18 protein-coding genes are annotated in these 17,395 nt (G+C 67.0%); 7 read left to right on the top strand and 11 right to left on the bottom strand.

The genetic code is table 11. The annotated features are described in order from the left end of the window. Nucleotides 1–63 precede the first annotated feature (63 nt). Nucleotides 64–465, top strand: a complete 402-nt coding sequence (locus ACV7NN_RS02495; protein WP_463348008.1) for a hypothetical protein — start codon at nt 64–66, stop codon at nt 463–465. Here the strand turns inward: ACV7NN_RS02495 and ACV7NN_RS02490 are convergent. Beyond that, a complete protein-coding gene (locus ACV7NN_RS02490; protein WP_463348007.1) occupies nt 462–1,202 on the bottom strand; it encodes an SDR family oxidoreductase in 741 nt (246 codons plus the stop codon). The two genes, ACV7NN_RS02495 and ACV7NN_RS02490, sit on opposite strands and share 4 nt — an antisense overlap. A gap of 148 nt (nt 1,203–1,350) precedes the next feature. On the opposite strand from ACV7NN_RS02490, the gene ACV7NN_RS02485 reads away from it, so the two are divergent. From ACV7NN_RS02485 to ACV7NN_RS02475, 3 genes are read left to right on the top strand one after another with little or no spacing between them, the layout of a single operon-like run. Further along, nucleotides 1,351–2,679 (top strand): amidase, encoded by a 1,329-nt coding sequence (locus tag ACV7NN_RS02485; protein ID WP_463348006.1) that lies wholly within the window; start codon nt 1,351–1,353, stop codon nt 2,677–2,679. Nucleotides 2,680–2,737: 58 nt separating this feature from the next. Continuing rightward, nucleotides 2,738–3,880, top strand: coding sequence for a zinc-ribbon domain-containing protein (locus tag ACV7NN_RS02480; protein ID WP_463348005.1), 1,143 nt, complete (start codon nt 2,738–2,740; stop codon nt 3,878–3,880). Between the two features lie 35 nt (nt 3,881–3,915). Then, the gene (locus ACV7NN_RS02475) at nt 3,916–4,332 is read left to right on the top strand and encodes a VOC family protein (RefSeq protein ID WP_463348004.1); all 417 of its coding nucleotides are present in this window, start codon (nt 3,916–3,918) and stop codon (nt 4,330–4,332) included. Between the two features lie 44 nt (nt 4,333–4,376). On the opposite strand, the gene ACV7NN_RS02470 is transcribed toward ACV7NN_RS02475, so the two are convergent. From ACV7NN_RS02470 to ACV7NN_RS02460, 3 genes are all read right to left on the bottom strand, one after another. Then, nucleotides 4,377–5,339 carry a peptidoglycan DD-metalloendopeptidase family protein gene (locus ACV7NN_RS02470; protein ID WP_463348003.1) on the bottom strand — a complete coding sequence of 321 codons (963 nt, stop codon included), beginning with the start codon at nt 5,337–5,339 and terminating at the stop codon, nt 4,377–4,379. A 786-nt stretch (nt 5,340–6,125) separates the two neighbouring features. Beyond that, nucleotides 6,126–7,076: an alkaline phosphatase family protein gene (locus ACV7NN_RS02465; protein ID WP_463348002.1), complete on the bottom strand. Its 951-nt coding sequence runs from the start codon at nt 7,074–7,076 to the stop codon at nt 6,126–6,128. Between the two features lie 74 nt (nt 7,077–7,150). Then, entirely contained in the window at nt 7,151–7,795 is a 645-nt protein-coding gene (locus ACV7NN_RS02460; protein ID WP_463348001.1) for a VOC family protein, read from the bottom strand. Between the two features lie 115 nt (nt 7,796–7,910). On the opposite strand from ACV7NN_RS02460, the gene ACV7NN_RS02455 reads away from it, so the two are divergent. Beyond that, nucleotides 7,911–8,522, top strand: a complete 612-nt coding sequence (locus ACV7NN_RS02455; RefSeq protein ID WP_463348000.1) for a VOC family protein — start codon at nt 7,911–7,913, stop codon at nt 8,520–8,522. Nucleotides 8,523–8,714: 192 nt separating this feature from the next. Continuing rightward, complete coding sequence (locus ACV7NN_RS02450) at nt 8,715–8,987, top strand: DUF4190 domain-containing protein (RefSeq protein WP_463347999.1); 273 nt, start codon at nt 8,715–8,717, stop codon at nt 8,985–8,987. 40 nt (nt 8,988–9,027) lie between these two features. Here the strand turns inward: ACV7NN_RS02450 and ACV7NN_RS02445 are convergent, their stop codons facing one another. The 7 genes from ACV7NN_RS02445 to melA all read right to left on the bottom strand — a co-directional run bounded on the left by ACV7NN_RS02445 (nt 9,028) and on the right by melA (nt 16,425). Beyond that, nucleotides 9,028–9,996, bottom strand: a complete 969-nt coding sequence (locus ACV7NN_RS02445) for a carbohydrate kinase family protein (RefSeq protein ID WP_463347998.1) — start codon at nt 9,994–9,996, stop codon at nt 9,028–9,030. Further along, entirely contained in the window at nt 9,993–10,883 is an 891-nt protein-coding gene (locus tag ACV7NN_RS02440; RefSeq protein ID WP_463347997.1) for a carbohydrate ABC transporter permease, read from the bottom strand. Before ACV7NN_RS02440 ends, ACV7NN_RS02445 begins: the two co-directional genes overlap by 4 nt. Beyond that, nucleotides 10,883–11,833 carry a carbohydrate ABC transporter permease gene (locus ACV7NN_RS02435; protein ID WP_463347996.1) on the bottom strand — a complete coding sequence of 317 codons (951 nt, stop codon included), beginning with the start codon at nt 11,831–11,833 and terminating at the stop codon, nt 10,883–10,885. Before ACV7NN_RS02435 ends, ACV7NN_RS02440 begins: the two co-directional genes overlap by 1 nt. A gap of 20 nt (nt 11,834–11,853) precedes the next feature. Further along, nucleotides 11,854–13,170 carry an ABC transporter substrate-binding protein gene (locus ACV7NN_RS02430; RefSeq protein ID WP_463347995.1) on the bottom strand — a complete coding sequence of 439 codons (1,317 nt, stop codon included), beginning with the start codon at nt 13,168–13,170 and terminating at the stop codon, nt 11,854–11,856. Between the two features lie 63 nt (nt 13,171–13,233). Then, on the bottom strand, nt 13,234–14,115 hold the full coding sequence (locus tag ACV7NN_RS02425; protein WP_463347994.1) for an SIS domain-containing protein: 882 nt from the start codon (nt 14,113–14,115) through the stop codon (nt 13,234–13,236). Between the two features lie 145 nt (nt 14,116–14,260). Continuing rightward, nucleotides 14,261–15,112, bottom strand: coding sequence for a class II fructose-bisphosphate aldolase (locus ACV7NN_RS02420; RefSeq protein ID WP_463347993.1), 852 nt, complete (start codon nt 15,110–15,112; stop codon nt 14,261–14,263). Further along, a complete protein-coding gene (gene melA, locus ACV7NN_RS02415; RefSeq protein WP_463347992.1) occupies nt 15,109–16,425 on the bottom strand; it encodes an alpha-galactosidase in 1,317 nt (438 codons plus the stop codon). Before melA ends, ACV7NN_RS02420 begins: the two co-directional genes overlap by 4 nt. A gap of 111 nt (nt 16,426–16,536) precedes the next feature. Here melA and ACV7NN_RS02410 point away from each other — a divergent pair, with 111 nt between their 5' ends. Further along, entirely contained in the window at nt 16,537–17,352 is an 816-nt protein-coding gene (locus ACV7NN_RS02410; protein WP_463347991.1) for a DeoR/GlpR family DNA-binding transcription regulator, read from the top strand. The last annotated feature ends 43 nt before the right edge of the window (nt 17,353–17,395 follow it).

Here is a 17,395-nt window from a genome sequence, read left to right as displayed (position 1 = left end):
AAGCCGGGATCGGTCTCGCGGGAATCGGTGACAACGGGTGTGTGCTCGGACAGAATGAGCAGCATGGTCCGTCTGCTCATCCGAATCGCGATCTTCCTGGTCGCTGCCGCTCTCGGTCTGCTCGCAGCTGCGTGGCTGCTGCCCGGTTTCGGGCTCACCGCCGAAGGCTTCCTGATCACGATCGTCGTCTTCGCCATCGTCCAGGGCGTCCTGGCGCCCTTCATCGCCAAGGTGGCTGCGCAGCACGCTCGCGCGTTCCTCGGCGGCGTCGGCCTGGTCTCGACCTTCGTGGCGCTGGTGATCGCGTCGCTCTTCGCGGGCGGGCTGAGCATCACCGGATGGCAGACCTGGGTGCTCGCGACCATGGTCGTCTGGCTGGTGACGTCTCTCGCGACGTTCTTCCTGCCGATGGTCTTCCTCAAGAAGAAGGTCGCGGCGCTTCGCGGCTCCCGACCGGCCGTCTAGGAGGTCCGGTGGGGATGACGTTCATCCCACCGCGCCTGGATCGGAGGGTACAGCGCCTCCAGCGCGTTCGGCAGGGCCGCTTTGATGGCGCGTGTCTCGTCGTCGGCGAGCAGTTCTTCGGTATCGGACCGCAGAGCATCCATCGTCATGCGAGCCACGTCGTCCGGGTCGAGCTTCGCGACATGCACTCGCTCGGCCATCTCTGTGTCGATGAACCCGGCGTGCACCGCGACCACGAGGGTTCCCTGGCTGCGGAGCTCGACGCGCACGCCGTTCGTCAATGCCCAGGCCGCCGCCTTCGACGCTGCGTACGAACCTGTGGCCGCCGGGGTGACCCAACTCGCCGCCGAGAGCATGTTGACGATCGCGCCGCCGCCGTTGCGTTCGAGAACCGGGGCGAACGCGCGACACAGGGCCAGCATCCCGAAATAGTTGACCTCCATCTCGTCCCGTGCGCCGTCCGAGTCCGGGGCCGCGATGAAGGGACTCGTGCGCATGACGCCCGCGTTATTGACCAGGATCTGGACATCGCCGCACCGTTCGGCAGCGGCCTCGACCTGCGCGGGGTCGGTGACGTCGAGTTGCACGGGGATGAGGCGGGGGTCGGCGACCGATGAGAGGTCGCGGACTCCGGCATAGACGATCCGAGCGCCCGCGTCGATCAGCGCGGACGCGAACGCGCGACCGAGCCCGCGATTCGCCCCGGTGACCAGCGCGACCGAGTCCTGGATGCGCATCTGAGAGTCTCCTTCGACGACTGCTGCGAGCCTACGCCAGCCGGATGCCAGACTGGAGAGACCACGTTCTCCTGGAGGCACCCTGTACGACGTCGAATACGCGCGTTTCGACGCTGTCGGTCTTCGACAGCTGATCAGGGACGGGCAGGTGAGCCAGCGGGACGTCGAGGCCGCAGCACGGGATGCGCTCCGCACGGTCGACGAGGATCTCGGCGCTCTATCGCAGCCGCTCTTCGAGTCGTCGCTCGCGTACGAGCCCGGCGGCCCGTTCGCGGGCGTGCCGTTCGTGATCAAGGACAGCGGGCCGTTCGCGCGCGGCGTCTCGTTCGCCTACGGCAGTCGCGCAATCCGGGGCGTCGCCGACCAGGACCACGAGCTGATGCGACGCTTTCGCCGCGCCGGTCTCGCTGCCCTCGGGCAGACGTGCGCACCCGAACTGAGCCTGAACTTCGCGACCGAATCGCGGCTGCACGGCGTGACGCGCAACCCCTGGAACCTCGGGCGTGGCCCGGGTGGCTCGAGCGGAGGAGCAGCAGCACTGGTGGCGGCGGGCGCTGTGCCGATCGCGCACGGGAGCGACGGGGCAGGATCGATCCGGATCCCGGCAGCGTGCTGCGGTGTCGTCGGCCTCAAACCGAGCCGGGGCCGGACGACCGCCGGGCCCGACCTGCAACGCGGCGCGCCCATGGGCGTCGACTTCGCGCTCAGTCGCACGGTGCGGGACTCCGCCGTGCTGCTGGATGCGGTGGCGGCGTCGGGCGCGACCCTCGCTCCGCCTTCCCGGCCGTACAGCGAGCTCATCCGGGTCGACGCGGGTCGATTGCGGATCGGCTTCACCACGGCGACGTGGTCGCAGACCGCAGTGGACGCCGAGATCGCCGATGTTGCGCGGAGTGCGGCGGATGCGCTCGCCTGGATCGGCCATGACCTCTCGGAGGCCGCGCCGGCGGTCGACCAGCGCGCTGTCGTGGAGGCCGAGCTCCTCGCAGTGCACGCCGCCGGGCGTGCCCTCCTCGGTGCGCCACGCCAACCGGACTTCCGGAAGATGGAAGCGGTCTCGCGGGCGATCGTCGCAGAATCCGCAGGGATGACGGGTACGGACCTCGACGGATTCGCGGACGCGCAGCACCGTGTCACCGCGGCCGTCGAGCGTGTGTTCGAGAACCTCGATCTGCTGCTGACCCCGGTGACGACGGAGCTCCCTCTCGGCCACGGCACGCTCGACTACGATGACCCGCGCTGGACGGCACGGACCTGGCTCGAGCGCATCCTCGACTACGGACCGTTCACCGCGGCCTTCAACGTCTCAGGGAATCCGGCCATCAGCCTGCCCCTCGGCGAGTCGCACTCCGGCCTGCCGATCGGCGTACAGCTCGTCGCGCCGCTCGGCCGCGAAGACCTGCTTCTGCAGGTCGCCGCCCAACTCGAGCAGGTGATGCCGTGGGCGGCACGGCAGCCGGTGATCTTCGCCGGATGACGGCGGCCCGTCGTACAGTGCCTTCGGAGGGTGCGGAGCCTTCGAGGGAGGAACGGTCGTGCCGGAGAGCGTGCAGCAGTGGTGGACACGGCGCCAGTGGACCAAAGGAACGTCCGTTCCCTACGCGGTCGGTACATATCGCGTCGACTGGGAGCGCTACCCGACGCTCATCCGGCAATACCACCCCGACCTGAACTCGGGCATCGTCCTGAGCCAGGTGCCACCAGGCGCGGATGTCTACCTCGTCTGGGAGTGCGACAGCGGTCATCGATTCGCGGCGACGCCCGAGGAGCAGCGCAGCAGACCGGGCGGCTCGCGCCGCCGATCGACCTGGTGCCCCGAGTGTGCAGTCCTGGCCCAGCGTCGTCGTGCACCGCTCGGAGTCGTGCGTGAGCCCGTCCCTGCTTTCGCCTGTGGTCATCCACGCGATCCGCGCGCAATCGGCGCGCCGGAGCCGAGCGAACGGTGCGCCCTGTGCGTGCGGCTCGCCCAGGCGGGCCGCACGCGGGCGCAACTCGCACAACAGGCGGCGCCCGGACGCCGAGCCGAGCTGGAGACCGAGACGCGCGTCGATCGGCGCTACTCGTGGCTGTGCCCCCGCGGACATCCGTCGTTCGAGGCGAGGATCGACTCTGTCCTTCGGGGGAGGGGATGCCCGACTTGTCGCCACGCGGCCGCAGCAGCGGACACGTACGCAGTGGGTGAAGCGTTCGTGAGCCCGTGGGCCCCTCAACCCGCTTCAGCGGCCGAGGCCGGGCTTCGGCAGCGGCTCGGTCAGGTACTCGCCGTCGACCTCACCCTGAACGCCGTCAAGGTGGCGAAGCCCTTCTACACCCACATCGAGGTCTGGCCGGATGTCGTCATCGACGAATTGAAGGTCGCAATCGAATACGACACCACAGGCCGCGACGGTCTCGAGCATGTCGGTCGCCGTGAGCTGTCCGACCGGCGCAAGGACAGACTTCTGCGGGCGGTCGGTTGGGAGGTCGTTCGAATACGGTGCGGGAAACTGCAGCCGATCGGCCCATTCGATCTCACAGCTTCCGGTGTTTCCGACCTGCTGCTCACCAGGCTGCTCGATCGGCTCAGCGAGATCCGGGGCTCCCTGATCGTCGACGCGTACCGGGCCGTCCCTGACGTGCGAACGGGACGATTCCGGGGTGCCGAATCGACCGGTGCGCATGTCAGCGGTCGTCGGTAGCCTGATCCCAATTCGATGAACAAGGAGGCCCCCAAATGCCCACGCTTCTGAATCCCTACATCAGCTTCCGCGACAACGCGAAACAGGCGATGGAGTTCTACCAGACGGTCTTCGGCGGTGAACTCAACCTCAGCACGTTCGGCGACTTTCAGGCGAGCGACGATCCTGCCGAGAAGGACAAGATCATGCATGGTCAGCTGACCACGCCGAGCGGTCTGGTCCTGATGGGCGCTGATACTCCCAACCGCATGGACTACACCCCCGGCGACAACTTCTCCGTCTCCCTGAGCGGCGATGACGAGGCCGAGTTGCGCGGGTACTGGGAGAAGCTCGTCGTCGACGGAACGATCACCCAGCCCCTCGAGAAGGCTTCCTGGGGTGATAGCTTCGGGATGGTCACCGACAAGTTCGGCGTCGCGTGGCTGGTGAACATCGCCGGACCGCGACCGTAAGGCAGGAACACAGCGACGGAAGCCGCTCGCAGCCCGACGTCAGGCTAGCTGCCGACGATGACGCCGCGGGCGGCGAGGAAAGGCTGCGGATCGATGCGTTGTCCGTCGATCCGCACCTCGAAGTGCAGGTGACAGCCCGTGGATGCGCCGGTCGAGCCGACGAGAGCGATCGGCTGACCGGCGACCACGGCTTCACCCACGTGGACGAGGGTGCCACCGTTCTCGATATGTGCGTAGACGGTCTGCACGCCGTGCCCGTGGTTGATCATCACCCAGTTGCCGTATGTACCGTTCGGGCCGGTCGCTTCGACGGTTCCCGCCGAGGCCGCGACGATCCAGCTCGAGCACGCAGCCGCGATGTCGTCACCGTAGTGGAACGGCCCGGTACCGAGCGGTCGCGATGGCCGCGGGCCGTACACATCTGTGATCTCTCCATGCAGCGGATCGACCCAGGCGGCTTTTCCGAGTCTGCCGTCGTCGATGAAGCTGGGAAACCGGGTCACCGTTCCGGTGGACGCGACCTGCAGTTGCACGGACGCCACACTCGCCTCGGCCGAATCGACCGCCGCCGAAGCCGTGGCAACGGCCTGCTGGCTGCTCCCGACAGGAATCGCGCCGACAGCATCCTTCGCCTTGTCCGCCTGTGTGCGTAGTCCGCGTGCTACGACGGCATCGTGCTCAGCGCGGGCCGCCAACTCCGTCGGCGAAGCGCTCGCCCTCGCAAGCTGATCGAGGGAGCCGAGGCGCTGCAGGAGGTTGCCGCCGCTGCCCCCGAATATCGCGGCGAGCGGGTCTGTAGAGACGAGAGGGTTGCCTCCGTCGCGCACCGCACGCAGCAGAAGCCGCGCAGACGACCTCGCGGTCTGCTCAGCCGCCTCTGCACTCTTCTCTGTGCTTGTCGCAAGTTGATCGGCCTGGTCGAATTCGCTCTTCGTGGCCTGATACTCGGCGGAGGCGCTCGCATACGTCGCCCGAGCCTGAGCGAGCTGTGTGCTGCTGGCAGCCAACTCGGCTTCTAACTGGGCGGCCAAGGCGCTCAGCGCGGCACCCGAGCCCGACGGCGCCGGTGTCTGCGGTGCGGAGGCGTCGGGCGTTGTCGGTTCGTCGTCCGCAGGCTTGTGCGATGCCGGCGTGGGAGTAGGCGTCGGTGTGGGTGTCGGCGTCGGGGTGGGCGTCGGCGTCGGCGTGGGAGTGGGGGTCGGACCGGTGGTCGGCGTTGGGTCGGGCGTGGGGGTGGGCTTCGGCGACGGGTTTGTAGGGTCGGGGGTGGGCTTCGGCGACGGGTTTGTAGGGTCGGGGGTGGGCGTGGGCTGAGGGCCGCCCGACGGAGGTGTTGCCGGTTCGCAGCTGCCCCCAGTCTGATCGGTGCCGGCGGACGGGGTCGGCGTCGGCGTGGGCGTAGGCGTAGGGGTCTTGCCCGGCTCGGCGGTCGCAGTCGGCGAGACATCCGGTGGCGGGCAGGGTGCGCTGGCGACGGAGGGATCAGCGAATCCGAGCAGGCAGAGGGACGCGATGGCGCAGACCACTCCCGCGCGGCGAGGATACCCCCGTCGTGGACTCGTCAGGCCTTCTCGGCTGTCTCTGCGCGTGTGTGACATCGGTGAACCATCCACCAACCCCGATGACGCCCATGCCGGAATGAGCTGGGCGTCTTTTCGAGTCTTTCACCACGGCTTGGTGGGCACAAGGCCGGGTGCGCCGCGCTCAGCAACCCCGAGGAATTCGAGACCGATCGGCAGGATCGTCGGATGGCAGGCGAAGCTGTCTGGATACCGCATTCGCGCCAACTGTGTTCAGCGAAGAAGGGGCGTCATGGGCGATGCGTCGGCGTCATTCGTCGTCATCGACGGGAGGCCCCATTCGACTTCGATCGTGCGAAGCAGAGAGTAGTGGTTGAACGGCGATGTCGATTTCGCATGGAGTGCCGCTGCCGGGCCCGCGAACACGCAGGCGACCACATTGTCTGCGGAGTCACCTTCGTCGAATGTGACGACGAGCAGCGAGCGCTGCCGGGTGAACGCGGGGGAGTGGAGAATGCTCGGTACCTCTGCGGCCAGCCACGTGTCACCTGTGGCGATCGAGCAGTTGTGCATGTCGTTGCAGAGGTTGGGACTGATGAACGAATAGTTCGGCAATGAGTCCGTCGTCGTCAGGTCCGCAGCGAGCTGCGAAAACCGGACGACGTGTGCGGCGCAGTACGACGGATCGTTGGTGACGCTCGGGAAGTAGAGGAAAGGGATGTGCTTCACTGCATACACGGTCGTGTTGGCGACAGAGCACGGGGTCGGCATGCTTTCGGCGTACATCTTCCAGGTGCGGTGCGTCCGGTCGAGCGCCTGGGCGATGTTCGGCCCCGTCACCAGGCAGGATCCTCCCGGCGGATTGCAGTCGGTCGTGATTCCTCCTGTCGTCCCGCTCGTCAGCGCGAGGTAGTTCGGAAGACTGGGATGCGAGACTCCCGAGTACCCGTACGCGGTTGCGTACTCCGCGGCGAGGCTGTTGAGGAACGGCGCGGCACTGTTCCCGATGATCGAGGTGGCCGTCTTGTTCTCGTCGACGATGATGACCACGTGCTGCAGCGGCTGGGAGGCGGTCGGCGTCGGCGTCGACGTCCCTCCCGAAACCCGCGGCGCCGGGGAGGAGATCGAGCCCGCCGACCGGGTCGGCGCGCCTGCGCTCGTACAGGCAGCGAGGGCGGCAGCGAGCACGAGCAAGGCGCTCGCGAAGGCGGCACGCCGGCTCATGCTCGACAATCTAATCCGTCGGCGCCATCCGGTCGCTCGACCTGAGAGGATCCGCAGGCGCCCCGGGCCGCAGGTCAGTCGCGGCCCTGCCACGTTGCGATGTCGACCACATTCCCTTCGGGGTCGATGAGCGACCACCAGGCGGGAGCATAACGGTCGCCGAGGAGGCGGCCGCCGGCCGCGAGCACGGCATCGACCCGTGCCTGGGCCTGGTCGTGCGGCACCGAGACATCGATGTGGATTCGGTTGCGCGGCGGGATGTGCTCCTTTTCCTGGAACCACACGGTCGGGCCCACGAGGTTCGGTTCGATCATGTCCTGTGGCCCGATGGGAACGTAGCCGAGTGCCGCCTGCCAGAACGGCATCACGGCCGATGGCACCGCGCAATCGAAGGCGAGTTGCATCTGCTGGACGGCGGACGGGTCCGCGGTGAGACCGAGAGTCGAGGCGATCTCCGAGATCCGCTGTGCGAGAGCGAGGTCGAGATCGCTGAGGCCCACGCCCGGCGTGATGACCTGGATCGTGACGGTGTCGGGTCGTAGGTCGATGAGGGGCGCGTGCCCGACCGCGTCTGCTTCGTCGGCGATCGCCGCGACGAACCGGGCACCCGTGGCGAAGTCCCCGGTCTCGTAAAGAGTCTTTGCCCCCCAGTAGAGTGCGCGCCAGTCGGCCACGCCGTCGGCGGCGGAGAATTCTGCATCCGAGATCTGCTCTGCCATAGCCCGACGCTACTCGCGCGCCACGAATGGTTCCAGTGCCCGGTGCCGAGGCGCGGACACGATCGAGCAGGAATCGAGAAGCAGGATGTGCAGGGCGGGCAATAGCGTCGTTCGCATGACATCCATCGAATACGTCAGCCTCGAAACGGCTGACCCCGCCGCCGCAGCACAGTTCTATTCCGACGCGTTCGGACTCGGCTCCCGTGTGCGCGTGACGCCCGCGGAATCCGATACGACCGGCTTCCGCGGCTTCACGTTGTCGCTCATCGTGTCCCAGCCGTCGATTGTCAGCGGTCTGATCGACTCCGCTGTCACGGCCGGTGCCACGACACTCAAGCCGGTGTCGAAGTCCCTGTGGGGTTACGGCGGAGTGGTGCAGTCTCCGGACGGCTCGATCTGGAAGGTCGCGACATCGGCGAAGAAGGACACCGGTCCGGCCACGCTCGATGTCGATCAGATCGTCCTCCTTCTGGCAGCCGAGGACGTCGGCGCGAGCAAGGAGTTCTATGTCGATCGTGGCCTCGCCATCGGCAAGAGCTTCGGCAAATACGTGGAGTTCTCCCTTCCGTCGAGTCCCATCGGCCTGGGGCTGTACGGGCGTCGGGCTCTCGCCAAGGATGCGGGGGTCGCCCCCGAGAGGACCGGTTCACATCGACTCGTCATCGGAAGCGATGCCGGCCCGTTCGTCGACCCGGACGGCTTCGCCTGGGAATCTCCCGTCCAGTAGACCGATCGCGACAGACGCGCTCGATCGGCGGCTCATTGTGGGCATCCTTTCACGTACCGGGCTGAGGGAAACGCACGGAGATCACATCGTCTGCCACACATTTCTCATGCATCCCACGCCTACGACCTGCAGGTCGCTCTCAGAATTGGTACTCCACTCACACCACATCGGTGCCGAACAAGGAGAGCCTTTTTGTCCACGAACTATCAGCCTGCCGTTGCCGAACGCTCGACCAACACCCTTGCGATCGTTGCTTTCGCCACGTCGTTCGTCGTCGGGCTCGCCGGAGTCATCTGCGGTCACATTGCGCTCAGCCAGATCAAGCGGACGGGTGAGAACGGCCGGGGCTTCGCGATCGCCGGGCTGGCGATCGGTTACGCAGGAATCGCCTCCACGATCGTCGCCGTGATCGCCTTCTTCTTCCTCGTCTCCGTTGCGGCGGTAGCAGGCACGGCGAGCTACTAGCCCGGCGACCGCCGAATCAGCCCGGACGGGTCCGGTGGGGTCAAGCCCTGCCGGACCCGACGCCGCTCACCGCGTTGTCCACCAGCTCGGCGCGCGTGGCCTGTGCCCCGGTGCCCCCGCGTCCGCGAACCGAGAGCGATCCGGCCACAGCGGCCCAGCGCAGACGATCGCTTTCTTCGCCATCGGTGTCGAGGTACGCCGCCAGGTAGCCGGCGTCGAAACTGTCGCCCGCACCGGTCGTGTCCACGACGTCGACCACCAAACCGGGAGCGGCGGCGACCCGTGCGCCGCCCTCGAAGGCCAGGCCTCCGTCGGCGCCCGCCTTCACGACCACGCGGCAGCCGAGTGCCGAAAGCGCCGACCCCGCAGCATCCAGATCGTCGACACGGCGACCCGTCACCGCTGATGCGATCGCGATGGCCTCCTCACGGTTGGGCAGAAAGACGTCCACTCGGCGCAGCATCTCGTCGAGACCGGACCATCGTTCGGCCGGGTCCCAGTTCGTGTCGAGGCTGACCGTCGTCCCGTGCGCTGAGAACTCCTCCAGCAACGCGGGCAATGCGTCGGCGAGCGCCGGTTGCAGGAAGTACGAGGCGACGTGCACGTGCCGGGGCTGGAGGCGCATCCAGGCCTCCCGCACAGCGTCGACGGTGAGCGCAGGGATCGTTCCCGGCAGAGTCAGGATGGCGCGATCGTGGGGCTGGCAGAGCACGACCGAGAGTCCCGTGGGGGCGTGCGGGTCGGTGCCGATCGCGGAGACGTCGACGCCCTCGGCGAGGAGCCGGTCGAGCACCACGGCTCCGAACCGGTCGTCTCCGACCACTCCGGCCAGGGCGGTGTGCACACCCAGGCGGGCGAGTCCGCACGCGACGATCGCTGCGCTGCCCCCGAGCACCAGGTCGGCCGCATCGAGCAGCTGCTCCGCCTGCCCGAATCGGGGAACAGTGTCGCCGCTGAGCAGCAGGTCGGGATTGGCGTCCCCGACCACGAGGACGTCGATTCCGCTCATCCCTTCAGGCCCGAGAAGGTCATCGTCGCGATGAACTGCCGCTGCGCGAAGAGGAAGAACAGGATGAGTGGCATGGTCGCGACGACGTTGCCGGCCATGATCAGGCTCCAGTCGGTCTGGTGCATCCCCTGGAAGTTCGCGATCCCGAGCTGGAGCGTGAACGCCTGCTGGTTGTTGATCGCGATGAGCGGCCAGACCAGATCGTTCCACGCGCCCAGCAGGGTGAAGATCGCGAGGGTCGCGATCGCGGGTCGCGCCAGCGGCAGGACGATCCGGAAGAAGACCTGCCAGCGGTTGCAGCCGTCGATCGCTCCGGCCTCTTCGAGCTCAGCGGGCAGGGAGAGGAAGAACTGTCGCATCAGGAAGATCCCGAAAGCGGTCGCCAGCCACGGCACGATCGCCGCGCCGAGCCCGTTGAGCAGTCCGAGCTTCGCGAACAGGATGTACGTGGGGATCATCAGCAGCTGTGTCGGGATCATGATGGTTGCGAGGATCATCAGGAAGCCGAAGTTGCGGCCGGCGAACTTGAGGCGTGCGAAACCGTATCCGGCGAGCGAGCAGAGCACGATGTTCGACACGATCGCGGTCGCGGACACGATGACCGTGTTGCCCAGCCACAGGAGGATGTCGGTCTGGCCGAACAGCCTCACGTAGCCATCGAGCGTCAGCCGCGACGGGATGAACGGTGGCGGAAAGGCTACCAGGTCCTTCGCGGGCGAGAACGATGCGAGCAGCATCTGCACGAAAGGGACCAGGAACAGGATGGCGATCGGGAAGAGCACGAAGTGCCATCCGCTCACCCGCTGCTTCCGCCGGCCAGCACCGGCGCCGACCTCCTTCGCGACGGTCAGGGAAGCCCCGGAGACCTCGTCGAGAACCGTAGCCATCAGAAAGCCTCCGAACCCCGGCGCCGTGAGAACACGACGACGCCGATCGTGATGAGCAGCGTGACCGCGAACAGAACGTATGCTGCGGCGGACCCGTAGCCGAACTGGAGTGCGTGGAACGCCTTGTCGTACAGGAAATAGACGATCGTCTTCGTCGCATCCAGCGGGCCGCCGCGGGTGGTCGTGTATACGAGGTCGAAGAGCTGGATGGCCTCGATCGTCTGCCAGATCACCACGAAGACGGTCACCGGCGCCAACTGCGGCCAGACGATCCGCCAGAAGGTCTGCCAGCGGTTCGCGCCGTCGATGCGGGCGGCTTCGATGAGATCGGACGGAACATCCTGCAACGCGGCGAGGTAGATCACGGTCGTGAACGCCGCCGAACCCCAGAGCGACATGATCGCGATGACGAGCATCGCCTGGTGCGGGTCGTCCAGCCAGCCCTGTTGCGGCAGGCCGAGCACGCGGAGCACGTTGTTGACCAGCCCGAACTGCGGGCTGAACAAGTACGTGGAGAGGATGCCCGTCGATGCCGCGGAGGCGACGAACGGGACGAAGATCGCCGTGCGGTAGAAGCCCATCCAGCGGATGCGCCGGTTCAGCGCGACCGCGAGGAAGAGCCCGAGAAGCACCGACGCGGGCACGAAGAGCAGGGTGAACCCGGCGGTGTTTCCGACCGCGTTCCAGAAGTCCGCATCGCCGACCAGATCCGCATAGTTCTGGCCCCCGACCCACGTCGGTTCGCTGAACCCGTCCCAGCTCTGGAACGAGAGCACAAAGGCCCACAGGGCGGGGAAGATCGACAGGCCGAGAATGATCACCGTGGCCGGAGCCACGAATCCCCACCCCGTGAGGGCGGACATCACCCCCTGGCGGCGTTTGACGCCGCGCGAGCGCGTCGCATCCGGTGTCCTCTTTAGACCGACTGCGTCGGAGGTCATGTCAGCCATGGCTGGTCCTCGTCCCGCTGCTACTTGCTGAGACCGGCGTCAGCCGTCTTCGCCGCCTGCTCGAGCGAGGACTTCGGTTCGCCCTGGCCCTGCAGTACGTAGGAGATCGACTTGCCGATCGCGACCGAGAGCGCAGCGTATCCCTTGCTGGTCGGGCGTGTCTGCTTGACGTTCTGGGAGTTGGCGACGAACACGTCGTAGCCCGGGAACTGCGCGGTCTCCTGCTTGACCGCTTCGGACGACGCCTCAGACGAGCGAAGGGGCAGGTTGCCCAGAGCGACGTTGAAGCGTGCATCCTGTGCATCGGAGGTCAGCCACTGGGCGAACTGGGTGGCCCAGTACGCTCGGTTCTTGTCGTGGTGATCGAACAGCGCCCAGATGTCGGGGCCGGACACGGTCTGGTGGTCGCCCTTCGTGCCGGGAAGCTGGACGACGCCGTACTTCGTGCCGCCTGTCTTGAGATCCGACAGCTCCCACGGCCCGGAGGTGATCATCCCGATCCGGTTGCTGACGAAGAGCTGGCCGAATTTCTCGTCGGTCTGGTCGAGATAGACGCTCTTGTCGTCGACCGCCATGGAGCGCAGGAAGGTGAGGGCGGCAGTGCCCTCGGGCGAGGCGAACTGCGACTTCGTGCCGGCGCTGTTCAGGATGGCGCCGCCGTTCTGCCAGAGGTGCGGCCAGAACTGCCAGGTCGTCTCCTCGCTGCCGGAGACGGAGTATCCGTAGCCGTAGATGTGGTTCGCAGGGTCGGTGAGCTTCTTGGCAGCGTTGCGGAAGTCGTCCCACGTCCAGTCGGCGGTGGGGTAGGCGAGGCCCGCCTTGTCGAAGAGTGTCTTGTTGTACAGCAGGCCGATGTTGTCGACGACCGCCGGAAAGCCGATGACCTTCTTGCCGGACGGCTGGGCGGTCCCGCGCGCCGCCGCGGTGAACTCGTCCCATTTCACATCGGGCTTCTTCACGTCGTTCGAGATGTCGAGCGTTCGGCCCGATGCCTCGAGCTGTCCGGCCCAGGAACCGAAGGCGTAGGAGACATCGGGGTACTGGTCGCCAGCGAATCCGGCGGAGAGCTTCTGCAGCAGCTGGTCCGTCGAGGACGCGCCGGGGGACAGGTCCACGGTGACGTTGGGGTGCAGCTTCTCGAACTCCTTCGCCAGGGCCTCGATCGCCTTCTCGGCGGCATCGCTCTGCCCGGACCAGACCTCGATCTGGACCTTGGCCTTGGGGTCGAGCGTGGTCGCGCCCTGCGAGCCGCTGCAGCCGGCGAGTGCGACGAGCACAGTCGCGGCGGCCACGACGCTCGAGGCGCGGAGCACGCGCTTACGGAGTGGAGTCAACATCTTTGGTTCCTCTTCTCGGGTTACTGCTGGTGTCTGATATTCTGCAATGCCGGTGGCTGGGGGTTAGCCGAGTACGATCGAACGCGTCAGGTGCCGGGGGGCATCGGGATCGAGTCCGCTTCGTTCGGCGATCGCAACCGCGAGCCGTTGCGCCTGGGCGAGTTCGATCAGGGGATCGGACGTGCCGACTCGCACAGTGGCGCCGGTGCGCTCGATGTCGGCCACGAGGGTCGGCTCTGCGCGGCCGATGATCCAGACGATCGAACGGCCGTCTGCGACCGCAAGGGGACCGTGCCGGTAGTCGAGCATCGGGTACGACTCCGCCCATGCCTGCGCTGCCTCACGGATCTTGAGGGCCGCCTCCTGCGCCAGCCCGTAGGTCCAGCCGCTGCCGAGATAGACGAAGTGACTCAGGTCCGAGATGTCGAGGTCGAGGGGCCGTGAAAGGACCGCTTCGGCGGCGGCTGGAAGGCCCTGCACGTTCTCCCCGAACGCCGAGCGGGCGAGCAGCAGGAACGTGGTCGGGAAGCGCGTCTGCACGACGGACTCCTCGTCGGCGAAGTCGAGAAGCAGGACGGCGTCGACCCGCTCGGCGATGGGGGAGTCGGCGACGCCCGTGACAGCGATGGTGCGGACGCCGGCGGGCAGCGCGTCGAGCGCCTCGATGGCCTCCGTGGTGGTCCCTGAGCGGCTGAGCACGAGGACGGTGTCGTAATCGCGCCAGGTCCACGGCTCGGATGCGTATGCCGCGTCGGTCATGCCGAAGCCGGCCTGCTCTCGCAGAGTCGCGAACGATTCGGCCATGAAGGCCGATGTTCCGCAGCCCAGCACGAGCATCCGCTCGCCCGGAAGCGTGAAGAGTTCGGCCGCGAGCTCCGCGCGGGTCTCGAGTGCCTCGCGCCAGATGGCCGGCTGGCTGGCGATTTCGCGGGAAGTCAGTGTCACGTGGTGCTCCTGTTTGTTTTCAGCGGCGCAGCGCTCTCCGCTGCGCGTTGGATTCATCATTCGCGCAGAGTGAGCGTTTGACAACGAAAGTGTCCATATCGCTCACTCCGCTTGATCGTTTATTGCAGAGTGGGTGCTTCGTGCGTCACGACGATCGGTTCACGACCGCGCAGAATCGGGCCACCAGGTCCGCCATCGCCGTGCGCGCGTCCTGCGTGTAGCGACGCGGATCGACCGCGTCCGGATGCGAAGTCAGCGCATCCCGCAGTGACGCCGTGTACGCGATGTTGAGTGCGGTGCCGACGTTAACCTTGCGGATCCCCGCCGCGATCGCTGCGGCGATCACGTCGTCAGCGACACCGGAGGAGCCGTGGAGGACGAGAGGGACGGGCACCACGGCGGCCAGCCGCTCGATGAGGCCCAGGTCGAGCTCTGCAGAGCGGTCGAGCATCGCATGCGAACTCCCCACGGCGACCGCGAGCCCATCGACGCCCGTCGCTTCGACGAACGCCGCGGCGTCGTCCGGATCAGTGCGTACTCCGGGTGCGTGCGCGCCGTCCTTGCCCCCGATCTCGCCGAGCTCGGCCTCCACCCACACCCCGGCATCCCGGGCCTGCGCGACGACCGCGCGGGTGGCGGCGACGTTGTCCGCATAGTCCAGCTTGGAAGCGTCGAACATGATCGAACCGATCCCGAACTCGGCCGACCGTGCGAGTACGCGGGAGACGAGTCCGCGATCCTCGATGTGATCGAGGTGGATGCCGAGCAGGGTCGGGGAGGCATGCGCGATCTCGCGGCACGCTGCCAGCAGGGGCTCAGGCGCACCGCGGAAGACGATGGCGTTCTGGCTGAGCTGGATGAGGGCAGGAGACCCGGCCGAGGCAGCGCCGGCCGCAACAGCCTCCGCGTGGTCGAGCGAGAGCACGTTGAAGGCCGCGAGCCCCCCGTGCGCTGCCGCTGCCGCCGAGACCAGCTCGTTCGTCCGTGCGAGCGTCACCGCGCGGACTGCTCGAGCGTGCCGCCGAGCGCGCTGGGCAGGAGGGCGGCGTGTCTCGAAGTGAGCTCCTTGCAGAGATCCCAGATCTGCTCGGGAGTGAGCGAGGACGCCGCGTTCGGGTCGCTGAGGACAGCGCGCCGCACGAGCTCCGGGTCGCCGGTGCGAGCGGCCTCGATCGTGAGCTCGGCGACCGAGAGGTAGACGCGGTTCAGTGCGGCCCCCTGGGTAGGGATGGCACCGAACGGCAGTGCTTGCACGCCCTTTGCGTCGACAAGGCTCGGAACCTCCACCACCGCGCCCTCCGGGAGGTTGTCGATGAGCCCGTGGTTGACGACGTTGGCGTGGATGATGCGCTCGGTTCCGGTGAGGATCGAGTGGATGACCTGCGGCGCATACTCGGCTGCGCCGTCCTCGAGTTCCAGGAGTTCGCCGGCGGCGAGGGCCGCTTTGGCGTGCTCGAACTCGGCGACGTTCTCTTCGGAGATGCCGATGTACTCGAGCGGGCGAAGGCGGAACTTCTCGATCTGCTCGGGGGAGCGGAGGAACCAGGAGAGGTACTCGGAGGAGTGCTCGCTCGTCTCGGTCGGGTAGAACCCGATCCGGTTGAAGATCTCGACGCGCACGCGGCGACGGAGTTCTGGATCGCGCTCGATCGCTTCGCGCAGTCGCGGGTAGAGGTCTTCGCCGTCGCGCGACCATTCGACAAGCCAGGCCTGATGGTTGACGCCTGCCGCGCGGTAATGCGTGCCCTCCATCGGTACGCCGATCAGCTCGCAGAGGTCATGGACCGTCCAGTAGACGCTGTGGCACAGGCCGACGGTCTTGATCTGAGGAGCGACGACGGACATCCACCAGACGTTCATCGCCATCGGATTGGTGTAGTTGAGGAACCACGCTTCGGGGCACAGTTCGAGCATGTCGGCGGCGATGCCGGACAGGACGGGGAACGTGCGCAGGCCGCGGAAGACGCCGCCGACGCCGGTCGTGTCACCGATGGTCTGCAGGAGGCCCGCCGCAGCGGGAACCTCCAGGTCGACCCGGGTCGCTGCGATTCCGCCGACCTGGATCATGTTGATCACGAAGTCCGCGCCCGTCAGCGCCACGCGGCGGTCGAGAGTCGCGACGATCTCCGCCGTGCGGCCGAAGCGCGCCGCGACCTGCTCGGCTGTTCCGCGGGCGACCTCCAGGCGTTCGCTGTCGATGTCGTGCAGGACGATACGCAGTGGGGGCAAGTCGTCGAACCGGAACAGATCGGCGAGGAGTTGGCGGGTGAACACGACGCTCCCGGCGCCGAGGAAAACAATCTGGGGCATGGTGCGATTTTGCGATACTCTGTCTACTCCGCGCAACGAAATGAGCGAATTGCAGATAAAGTGATCACATTGATTGATTGATTTGCTATCGACTCGCCGAAAGGACTCGTTTTGGATGCTCCTGCCGCCCAATCCCTGATCGCCCACGTCACATCGGGACGTCGCGCCCAGCGCATGGTCGAGATCCTCGACCTCGTCTCGGAGCGCGGATCGATCAGCCTGGCCGAGCTCTCGGAAACGCTGGGCATCTCAGCCGCGACGGCTCGGCGAGACCTGTCCGATCTCGCCGACCAGCACTTGATCGTGAGAACCCACGGGGGAGTGTCTGCCCTCGAGCGCGGTCGCGAGATCCCTGTGGCTCTGCGTGACACGCGGTTCCAGGAGGCGAAACGCGCAATCGCGAGGGCGATGGTGCAGAGGCTTCCGTCGGAACGTCACGTGATCGCGCTGAGCGGCGGCACGACGACCGCGAGCGTGGCCCGCGCTCTGGCCAATCACCGCGACATCGCTGTCGTGACGAACTCCCTGACCATCGCCAATCTGCTCTCCGCGTACGCGGGAGTGCGCGTCGTGATGACCGGCGGCTTCCTGCGCCCGCAGTCGCTGGAGCTCGTCGGAGCATTGGCAGAGAGCACATTCAACGCCGTCAACGTGGGCACGGCCATCCTCGGCGCGGATGGCATCAATTCGACGAGCGGCGTGACGACTTACGACGAGACCGAGGCGCGGACCAACCGCGCGATGGTCGCGAAGGCGCAGCGCACCGTCGTCGTCGCGGACGGATCGAAGATCGGCGCGGTCGCGCTCGCGCCGATCGCCGACATCGCCCAGGTGGCCATGCTGATCACGGACAGCACAGCGGATCCGGTCGAACTCGAGCAACTGCGCGCGGCCGGCGTGGAAGTCGTCGTCGTCGAGGTGGGCTGAGCGTCCGTCGTTCGCTGGGTGTCAAGCGTCCTTGACTCGCCAC

This window comes from Leifsonia sp. Ger2509 (assembly GCF_055231915.1).
Note: the sequence above shows the minus strand (reverse complement) of the source record. Positions and strands in the feature narration are given on the sequence as shown.

Bases quoted from the DNA above. Each gene is read 5' to 3' on its own strand.
- ACV7NN_RS02495 (WP_463348008.1), top strand. From the start codon at position 64: ATGGTCCGTCTGCTCATCCGAATCGCGATCTTCCTGGTCGCTGCCGCT.
- ACV7NN_RS02490 (WP_463348007.1), bottom strand. From the start codon at position 1,202: ATGCGCATCCAGGACTCGGTCGCGCTGGTCACCGGGGCGAATCGCGGG.
- ACV7NN_RS02475 (WP_463348004.1), top strand. From the start codon at position 3,916: ATGCCCACGCTTCTGAATCCCTACATCAGCTTCCGCGACAACGCGAAA.
- ACV7NN_RS02465 (WP_463348002.1), bottom strand. From the start codon at position 7,076: ATGAGCCGGCGTGCCGCCTTCGCGAGCGCCTTGCTCGTGCTCGCTGCC.
- ACV7NN_RS02460 (WP_463348001.1), bottom strand. From the start codon at position 7,795: ATGGCAGAGCAGATCTCGGATGCAGAATTCTCCGCCGCCGACGGCGTG.
- ACV7NN_RS02455 (WP_463348000.1), top strand. From the start codon at position 7,911: ATGACATCCATCGAATACGTCAGCCTCGAAACGGCTGACCCCGCCGCC.
- ACV7NN_RS02445 (WP_463347998.1), bottom strand. From the start codon at position 9,996: ATGAGCGGAATCGACGTCCTCGTGGTCGGGGACGCCAATCCCGACCTG.
- ACV7NN_RS02440 (WP_463347997.1), bottom strand. From the start codon at position 10,883: ATGGCTACGGTTCTCGACGAGGTCTCCGGGGCTTCCCTGACCGTCGCG.
- ACV7NN_RS02435 (WP_463347996.1), bottom strand. From the start codon at position 11,833: ATGGCTGACATGACCTCCGACGCAGTCGGTCTAAAGAGGACACCGGAT.
- ACV7NN_RS02430 (WP_463347995.1), bottom strand. From the start codon at position 13,170: ATGTTGACTCCACTCCGTAAGCGCGTGCTCCGCGCCTCGAGCGTCGTG.
- melA (WP_463347992.1), bottom strand. From the start codon at position 16,425: ATGCCCCAGATTGTTTTCCTCGGCGCCGGGAGCGTCGTGTTCACCCGC.